Origin of the sequence: Maribacter sp. 2-571, assembly GCF_050589625.1 — a bacterium.
GTDB lineage: Bacteria > Bacteroidota > Bacteroidia > Flavobacteriales > Flavobacteriaceae > Pelagihabitans.
Window position 1 is genome coordinate 1 of record NZ_JBNGOP010000052.1, and the last position, 9,814, is coordinate 9,814.

General features: G+C 39.4%; 4 protein-coding genes. 2 read left to right on the plus strand and 2 right to left on the minus strand.

The annotated features are described in order from the left end of the window. The first annotated feature begins 203 nt into the window (after positions 1 to 203). Both ACRD7P_RS20690 and ACRD7P_RS20695 read left to right on the plus strand, forming a co-directional pair. The gene (locus ACRD7P_RS20690; protein WP_430909698.1) at positions 204 to 503 is read left to right on the plus strand and encodes a S26 family signal peptidase; all 300 of its coding nucleotides are present in this window, start codon (positions 204 to 206) and stop codon (positions 501 to 503) included. Between the two features lie 290 nt (positions 504 to 793). Further along, positions 794 to 1,816 (plus strand): redoxin domain-containing protein, encoded by a 1,023-nt coding sequence (locus ACRD7P_RS20695; protein WP_430909699.1) that lies wholly within the window; start codon positions 794 to 796, stop codon positions 1,814 to 1,816. Positions 1,817 to 2,120: 304 nt separating this feature from the next. On the opposite strand, the gene ACRD7P_RS20700 is transcribed toward ACRD7P_RS20695, so the two are convergent. Continuing rightward, positions 2,121 to 2,798, minus strand: a complete 678-nt coding sequence (locus ACRD7P_RS20700) for a hypothetical protein (protein ID WP_430909701.1) — start codon at positions 2,796 to 2,798, stop codon at positions 2,121 to 2,123. Positions 2,799 to 2,887: 89 nt separating this feature from the next. Then, positions 2,888 to 9,814: amino acid adenylation domain-containing protein (locus ACRD7P_RS20705; RefSeq protein ID WP_430909703.1), on the minus strand; the 6,927-nt coding region annotated here is incomplete at its 5' end.

The window sequence follows — 9,814 nt, forward strand, 5'->3', positions numbered from 1 at the left end:
AAACTCGACGTCATGTTCACGGCCTTTATCTATATCGCCCTGATTTTCGATGCAATTAGTGTTAACACGCCCTAGTTAAAATTGGGTTTATAGATTCTATTAAAATTCAGGTTGATACTTTTAGCAGGAAAGTATTTGCAAAAATACCAGATTCAAAATGGACGTTTGATAATATAGGACCTTTAATAGTGCCAAAAAAAGGAATGCAAATCGACTTGACTCCAAAGAATTTCTCAATATATCAGGGAGCCATTAACAGTACTGAAAATTGTACAATTGAGAAACTCAATAATGACTACCTTATAAATTCTAAAAAGAGTTCTACTTATACATTCAAAAATAATTATTATTTTATGATGGGGGATAATAGAAAAGGTACTGACGATTCAAGAGTATGGGGTTTTGTACCAGAGAAAAATCTTATTGGCGAGGTAGAATGTATTCTATTTTCCAATTATGACGGTGGCTTTAACTTAAAGCGCTTTTTTAAAATGGTGAATTAAAACAAATGTCAAAGCCCAGCTCCTCATTGAAATCAACAATTACCTGAAGGCTTTTCAACATGGCATCAGGCACCAAAACACCTAAAACCAAGAAATGACACTATTGTAATTGCCAAGGCTTTAGAATGGAATGTCATACCCTTCTTGTAAATGCAAAGGCAATTTTTCCAAATCTGGGAAAGGAACCACAAATTCGATACAAACCAAATCGAAAAGATTGGTCTATTATAAAATATGTAAATGTAGTTTTGAGCAGACTTCCGTTGGCAACAAGCATAAGTAACAATCATATGAAAACGCTATTTTTTGGACTAATAACATTATTTCTAACTTCTTGTAATGAAAATTTGGAAAAAGAATTTACGCTAAGCGGTAAAACGGTTGTGATTGATGATGGGACAGTCATTTATTTAGAAAACCCTTTGTCTGGGAATATAATAGATTCAACGAAAGTTGAGAATAATCACTTTTATTTTAAGACAAAATTACCCGAAACACCCTTCCAAGTGGTTTTACGTACAAGTTACCGTTCCCATAGTACGGTTAGACGTTTATGGTTAGAGAATAAACCAATGACTTTTGACGCGACTAAAACAGATTTCAGAAACGCACTCGTTAGAGGTTCCGAATCGGAAAATTTAAGTCAAGGTTTATTTAAACAGATAGATACATTGTTCACATTTGAAGAAACGGAAAATGCAAGAATAGAATTCATTAAGAATTACACTAGTAGTCCAGTAAGCTCAGATATACTTTCTATCTATTCTAAACATTGGGGTAAAGAAAAAACTGAAAGACTATTTAATATATTATCCGAAGAAAATAGGACTTCTGAATACGGTAAAAGGATCAAAAGATTCATTAATCTGAATAAGAATACAAAAATCGGAGAACAGTTTACTGATTTTGAAATGGCCAATACTGATGGTAAGCTTAAAAAATTATCTGACTTAAAAGGTAAAACAATACTTCTGGAATTTTGGGCTTCTTGGTGTCTTCCGTGTAGGCAAGAAAATCCAAATCTCACGAAGGCTTATAAGAAATATAAAGATAATGGACTTGAAATTTTAGCGGTTTCATTGGATTCAAATAAAGATGCTTGGCTTAAAGCGATCCAAAAAGACAGTTTGGATTGGATACACGTATCAGATTTAAAAGGACAAGAAAATGAAGCTGCTTTAATTTATGGGGTTCATTCAATACCTGACAATTTTCTAATAGACAAAAATGGAATACTAATTGGCAGAAAATTACGAGGAAAAAAACTAAATGAGAAACTCAAAGAAATAATGCCAGTTGTAAACGATATGTAAGTGTAGACTTCTCTGGTAGTATCCAATAAACTGTGTAAATAAAAAATTAGGCGGGTTTTAAAACCCGCCTAATTTTTTGTCTAATTTCAATATCACAGTTATTATGGAAGATTTAAAGCAACAATTTTTGAACAGTAGGGAAGTCTTCATGTCAACATTGTAAGAAGGGAAAGTCCCAAACTGTTCAGGAAAACCTTGCTGTCGGATATTAGAGGACTGAGAATTCCTCCAAAGTAATTGAAACAACGGACAGAATTTAATTTACAGACCCGCGGATAATAAAAACCCTTATTTTCAACTTCCCTTATTTTGTTAGAATAAGAATTAATCGTTGGTATTGCTCTTCATCGAAAATTTTTGGGATTTCCTCTTTTAGTGCTACTTTATATCCCATAGAAACTGCCGTTCCTATTATTTCTTGATTAGATTTAGGTCTTTTTCCTGAAAATAGTGTCGGAATACCATAGTCTACTACATTGTTTATAAAAATATGTCCTCCCTCATTTAGGAACGGATGCATATTTTTCAGCAACAATTTATAATCAATATAGTTCAATATTTGGGAAATTGTTATCACATCATAAAAGTGCTCAAAAACTCCAAATTGATCTATGTTTTTTTGTTTCAACTCATTTGGGAATGTTCTTACATTCATATCAAGATTTAAAACATTACAATCAAATCTTTCTTTTAACCATTTAACTACATCCTTATCATTATCTATAAAACTTATACATTTGTCTTTCGGCAATAAACAGGTCAATTCTTCGGAAAATAATAAAGGAGTGAAAAATGGCCCTATTTCCAAGTAATTTTTGTCTAAATTATCAATATAGTCTAGCATATAAGGAAGTAATTTTCGTCCCGTTTCTATCATTCTAATTCTAGCTTCAGCGTCAAAGTCTTTACCATATCTATTATCTTTTAAAGACCATCCTGGCCATTCTATTTCATACCTTTTTTCCACTATATTCTTTTTCATTTTCAACTTATTTTTAAAGTATGCGCACGTGCTATACTCCATATTACATGCCTATTTCACATCTGATACCCAGTACAATTGCTAATTCTTTACGGTAAGCTCACCGACAACTCAGTATCACTATGTTTTACTATAAGTTCAGCTATATCCGTCACATGAGGTTGATCTAGCATAGTCATATGTATACCTCCTGCAGGATGAATAATAACCTCCTTATTACACACCGATTGCCAACCGTAATCCTCCGGAACATCCATCTCGTTATCTGGATCCTTAATACTAAATAAATGAATAGCACAGTCTAGCACATCTTGATAATTCGGAGTATAATAATTAGGTAGATTGGTTTGATGTATATGAACAGATACGAATCGTTGAAAGTCAGATTCACTCATAAAGGCCATATCACGTTCTAAAAATATTTCATAGGCATGTCTCAACTGTTGTGACTCTGATAAATCTTTCAGGTGTTCGAATGTTAAAGTAGAAGTATTACTTTTCCCACTATATTGAAATATTAGATCTATAATTTCTAATAAGTGCTCTGTAAAAGATATCTTATTTTCTTCTAGTATTTCATCTGGTGCATCGAAAGGTATGCCATCAAAAATATAAAGAGAGGCAACCTCAAAACCTCTTTCTTGCAATTGTATCGCCATTTCATATACAACACGTGTTCCGAATGAGTATCCCGCTAAATGATAGGGCCCGGTGGGATCCTCTGCCTGCATATCTAAAATATTCTGAGAAGCAATCAATGGAATAGTTTCTAGTACCTTAGAGTTAGCATCTAAACCATATGCCTGAAAACCATAAACGATATGGCTTTCTTCTAGTAAACGCCCCAGTTCGTAAAAAGACACAATATTACCTCCGGCTCCAGGAGCACAGAATATTTTTTTCTTGGTAGTCGTACTCCTGTTTGAACTTATTTTTACAAGACCTGAAGATATTTGTATTTGATTTCCTTTTTCTAATAATTCAACTATTTCTCTAATAGTTGAATATTGAAAGATTATCTGCACTTTTATATCTTTATCAAAAGCTTGATTCATTTGATGTGCTAATTGCATCGCCAAAATAGAATTACCTCCTATCCTAAAGAAATGATCGGTGACCCCTACTTGCTCCAGACTAAGTACAGATTCCCAGATAGCACAAAGTGCCTTCTCTAGTTTCGTTTCCGGAGCAATATAGTTTTCTGCAACGCTAAACTCTGGATTGGGTAAGGCGCGTTTGTCTAATTTACCATTAAAGGTCGTCGGAAAAGCTTCCATATTTACAAAGGCACTTGGAACCATATAATCAGGAAGTTGCTCGGATAGGGCTTCGATCAAATCTTCTGAAGAGATAGTAGTATCAGGATCTGATACTACATAGTAGCCCACCAAATATTTGTTTGTCCCGCTATCGGTACTGCGCTCTTTGGCCAGGACACAGGATTGAGCAATGCCTTCAATTCCTGATACAACAGTTTCGATCTCACCTAGCTCGATACGATGGCCACGGATCTTCACCTGATCATCATTTCTTCCCATATACTCCAGATTGCCATTGGATAGATAGCGTACCAGATCGCCTGTTCTATACATACGAATATACCCCTTTACCTTATCTACTTCCGTAGCAAAAGGGTTTTCAACAAAACGCTCTTGTGTGAGTTCCTTTCGGTTCAGATAACCCCTGGCAACACCTGCGCCACCTATATACAATTCGCCAATAACGCCTATAGGAACTGGCTTTTGAAAACTATCTAAAACATAAGCTCTTAAATGGGGTAAAGAATTTCCTATAGTGTTTGCAATATCTCCTTTGTAGAAATTATGCATGGTTGTACAAATGGTTCCTTCGGTAGGGCCATAGGCATTAATAAACCTCCTATTCAGGCTCCAACCTTCCATAACATCTAATGCACAAGAGTCTCCCCCAATAACTAATGTCGGAAGTGCCCCTTCCATATCCGCTACTGAAAGCGTTTCCAGTATTACTGGAGGCAAAATAACCAGATCAATAGCAAAGTCTTTTATGTACTCCGGTAATAGTTTTCTATCTTGACGTGTTACAGTATTGATAATATGAAGTTCTGCTCCAACACATAAAGTGCTAAAAATCTCCCATACAGAAGCGTCAAAAACCAAAGAAGCATATTGTAAAACTCTCTGACCTGTAACAATGAATAAATAAGAACTTTGTACGTGTATTAAATGATTTAGATTTCTGTGCTCAATCATTACCCCTTTAGGTCTGCCGGTAGTCCCTGATGTGTAGATGACATAACATAAGTCTTTTGGAGATATGGAAAAACTAGGATTGTTTGTATACACTTCATCTTTTGGCAATTCGTCAAACTCAATATCTATCGAGAAAATAGAAACATCATAATCCATAATATCGAACAAGCTTTGGGATTCGATAATCAATATTTTTAAATCCGTATCATGGATAATAAAAGATTTTCTGTCTTTTGGATATTCTGGATTTATAGCGACATAAGCGCCTCCTGCCTTTAAAATACCTAACATAGAAATGATACTCCATAAAGAACGGTCCAACATAATACCAACCAAATCGTCGGATTCTAAAGAATAAGCATCCCGTAAATGATGCGCTAATCGATTAGCTCGCTCATTTAAATCTTGATACGTTAATTCTTCTCCTTCAAAAACTACCGCCACCTGATTGGGAACCTTTGCTACCTGAGATTCAAATAAAGAAACGATTGTTTCTTCCTCGGGATACTCCACATCGGTGGCGTTCCAGTCATGGACCATCGTACGGTAATCTTCAGCTGATACTATTCGCAACCCGGATTGGGGCCTGTCGATATCTTCCAAAAGCTGGTCCAATAAAGAGGACATGGCCTCCATATGCAATGCGGCCTTTTGTTCTGAGAGATAATACTCATCATAGCCTAACTTAATACTTAAGCCGTTGGCATCCTCTTCGGCTGTGATTCTTAAAGGATAATTTATCTTCTCCTCTGACCCACGTACACTTACCGGTAGACCATTGCCCTTCTTGACCTCTTCCGAGATAGGATAGTTCTGAAAGACTAATAAGCTCTGAAACAAACGTTGCCCCTCCAGGTGTAAACTGGAAAGATTCACTATACTATTCTCATTTAATGATCTTAAACGGTCCTGGATATGGTGCAATTGTTCCAGGACACTTCGGTCCTTCTCCCAATCAATGATCAAGGGCAGGGTGTTGATATATAGCCCCACACTCTCTTCTATGCCACGGATAGGAAGGTTCCTTCCCGAAACATTAGTCCCTACAATGGTCCGGGGACTACCTCCATAAACGGATAATAACTTATGCCATAAAAACTGTACCAATATGTTAAGGGGTAGCCCCTCCTTTTGTAACGTTGCCTTTATAGCAGTATAACGTTCTGAGGTAATCTCTAAACTGTTCTCTTTTGGAGAAACTATCTCCCTGTAGGTACCAAAGTCCAATGGCCTGTCCAATAAGGGATCGATGTCCATCAAGGAATCCAGCGAAGACAGCGCCTCTTTCCAATACAAGGCTACCGATGATCGATGCTCTTGGATATACTCCTGTACCTGCCCATAGACGGTATCCTCTTCTACTTCGATAGAACCTCCTTGAACCAGCCGTTCATAATATTCATGCACCTGACCTATGACAATAGGTGTACTCCACCCATCGGAAATACTGTGGTGCTCACTCTTTAGAATCGTGTATTTATCTTCCCTTTGCTTGATGATGTGCAGCCTGAGCAAGGTCGGCCCCATCATATCATAGCCTACTTTACGGTCCGCTTCCTGTATCGAGGCAATGCGATTGTCTATAGCATCCTGGGAAGCTAAATCTGAAAGATCGTGATAGGTGTGGGAGAGTACCCCTTTGGTATAAATGATCTGTATCAACTCTTCTTCCCAATTAAAGGCTGTTCGTAAGATAGGATACTTCGCGATACAATACTCCCATGCTTTTAAGTAATTGCTTATATTAAGATTAGTATCATAATCCAACGATAATTGTAAACGATACGCATCGTCCTCCGGCTGCTCAATAGTATGGTATATAAAACCTTGCTGTAAACTATTTACCGGGTAGATAGCAGCTATACCATTATCCTTTGCCAAAGCATCCCTTTGTAAACGATCGAGCAAGGGCATACCGATAGCGGCATAAGAAAAATCACTCGGCGTATACCAACTTCCAATATTTGATAAACGTTCCTGACAATGTGATATAATTGAGATAAGGGTATCCTTGAAAACAGCTGCCAAAGCTTTCGTATCCTTAAGACTTAGATATGTGTCTACGGAAAATTGTAATCGCCCCTCAAGAACACCCCCATTGATGTTGATAATGTTATGATTAATATTCTTTGATGACACGGACGCTCCACTGGATTCCGCGACCAGTTGCCAATCCGTAACGGATCCGTCACCATCGAACTGCCCCAGATAATTGAAGCTGACATTGGGCAGGTCCGAAAAACCATAGTCGGTTGTGTCCGACACAGCGAAACTACCAAAACCCATCCCGTTGTTGGGAATCTTTCGTAATTCTTCCTTGACCGAACGGATATCTTGAGATAAATCACCACTCAAGAACAAGCGGACAGGGAACATACTGGTATACCAACCCAGAGTATTACTATGATCAATATCATCGAATAAGAGCTCCCGACCATGGCCTTCCAGCGTTAGGCCCGCAACATCGCTATCGGTCAACTTTGACAGGGCAGTACCCAGGGCGGTCAACAAAAGATCGTTTATCCCCGTATGGTATGCCTTGGGCGCATCTTGTAACAGCGAAACGGTCTGGGCCTTGGTCAGTTTCAGGGTCTTCGTTTTTTCTTTTGATACCCGTAAACCATCATAGTTGGGCAGGTCCGATACCTGAGATTCCCAATAATTGGCCTCTTTGGGATACAAACCGCTATATCCATTGATCTTGGACACCCATTGACGGTAGCTGCTCCCTTTGGGGGGCAATACGCCTCCGCTGTACAAGCGCTCCAGATCTTTTGTTAGAATACGCCAGCTCACCGCATCGACGATCAAATGGTGCAGGGCCATATACACGCGGGCACTACCGTCTTCATAACCGTATAGGTAGCCGAACTGGAACAAAGGCCCTTCGGTCATGGAGAAACCTGCCTGCCAATCGGTCAGTACTTCCGATAGCCCGGCTTCATCATACTCTTGAACATCCAATTCTTTTAGCGCACCCAAAACGACTTCCGATCGATAGCGTTGCACACCGTTCTCAAAAACGACGCGGAACATATCGTGATGTTCCACCAAGGCGGTCAATGCAGTTAGCAGTTGCCGCTTGTCCAAAGCGGGTACACGGATCATAAAACTCTGGTTCCAATGGGAGGGCTCTTTAAGAACACCCTGATCGATTTGATCAAAGAACCATTGTTGGATCGGCAGATAGGAAAAGGAACCTGTCAGGACACCTTCTTCCCGTTCTATGGCAATAAGGGAAGTCGCTGTTTCTAAATGAATGGATAACCTACCAATAGTAGGGTAGTTAAAAAGATCCTTTACCTGACAGGAATAGCCCAGGTCACGGATACGCCCCGATACCTGGATACTTAGGATAGAATCCCCCCCTATCCGAAAGAAATGATCCGTGGTCCCTACCTGTTCTAGACCTAATACAGAGGCCCATATACCACAGAGTGCCGTCTCCAGTTCCGTTTCCGGGGCTACATAATTCTCCGATGCACTAAACGCTGGATCGGGCAGGGCGTGTTTGTCCAGCTTGCCGTTAGTGGTCATCGGGAATTCCTCCATACTTATAAAAGCAGTCGGAACCATATAATCGGGAAGTTGTCTGGATAAGGCCTCGATCAACCCCTCCGAGGAGATTTCTTTATTCGCTCCCGTGGCCACATAATACCCCACCAAATATTTGCTTGTTCCGTTATCGGTACTGCGTTCTTTTACAAGTACACAGGATCGAGCGATGCCTTCGATATTCGATAATACGGCTTCGATTTCCGACAGTTCGATACGATACCCACGCATCTTTACCTGATCGTCGTTCCTACCGATATACTCCAGATTCCCATCCGATGACCAACGTACCAGATCGCCCGTCCTGTATAGACGGGTATACCCCTTCTCCTTATCTTCTTTTGTAGCAAAGGGATTAGTGACAAAACGCTCTGCCGTTAATTCTTTACTATTCAGATAACCTCTCGCAATGCCAGCCCCTCCTACATACAACTCGCCTACGACTCCTACTGGAACTGGGTTTCCTAAATTATCTAGTACGTAGACCTGGGTATTGGAATTAGGTCCGCCTACGTTAGTTGCTATATCTCCTTTCTGGAAATCATGCATCGTACTACAAACAGTACCTTCGGTAGGACCATAAGCATTGATAAACTTCCTATTGCGACTCCAACGCTCCATAACACCTAATGAACAAGAGTCTCCCGCAATACACAATGTAGGTAATAATAAATCAAAGCGCTCTGCTGAAAGAGATTTTAAAAACGCTGGAGGTAAAATAGCTAGTTGTATATTGAAGTCCTTTATATAAAAAAAGAATTCGTCCCCGTCCTGACGCGCAGAATCATTAATGATATGAAGTTCGGCTCCAACACTTAAAGCTCTAAAAATCTCCCATACCGAGGCATCAAAAACTAAAGAGGCATATTGTAATACTCTTTGACCAGCAGAGATGGATAAAGAGGAACTTTGTATATGTATTATATGATTTAGGTTTCTATGCTCGATCATAACCCCTTTGGGTTTCCCAGTAGTACCCGAGGTGTAGATCACATAGCATAGGTCCGTTGGGGATATGGGAACAGTTAAACCATCTACCTCATTGTCATTGTAAAAGGACCGTTCCAGATCGATTGAAAGAAGTCGTTTTTTGGGCAGATGGGATAATTGGTCTTCCGCAACAGCTTCCTGGGTCAATACCAATAACGCACCTGTATCCTCCAGGATAAAATCGATTCGCTCTTGCGGGTACCCGGGGTCTATCGGTACGTACGCCCCTCCAGCCTTGAG

Coding starts and splice junctions, on each gene's coding strand:
- ACRD7P_RS20690 (WP_430909698.1), top strand. CDS start 204: ATGCAAATCGACTTGACTCCAAAGAATTTCTCAATATATCAGGGAGCC.
- ACRD7P_RS20695 (WP_430909699.1), top strand. CDS start 794: ATGAAAACGCTATTTTTTGGACTAATAACATTATTTCTAACTTCTTGT.
- ACRD7P_RS20700 (WP_430909701.1), bottom strand. CDS start 2,798: ATGAAAAAGAATATAGTGGAAAAAAGGTATGAAATAGAATGGCCAGGA.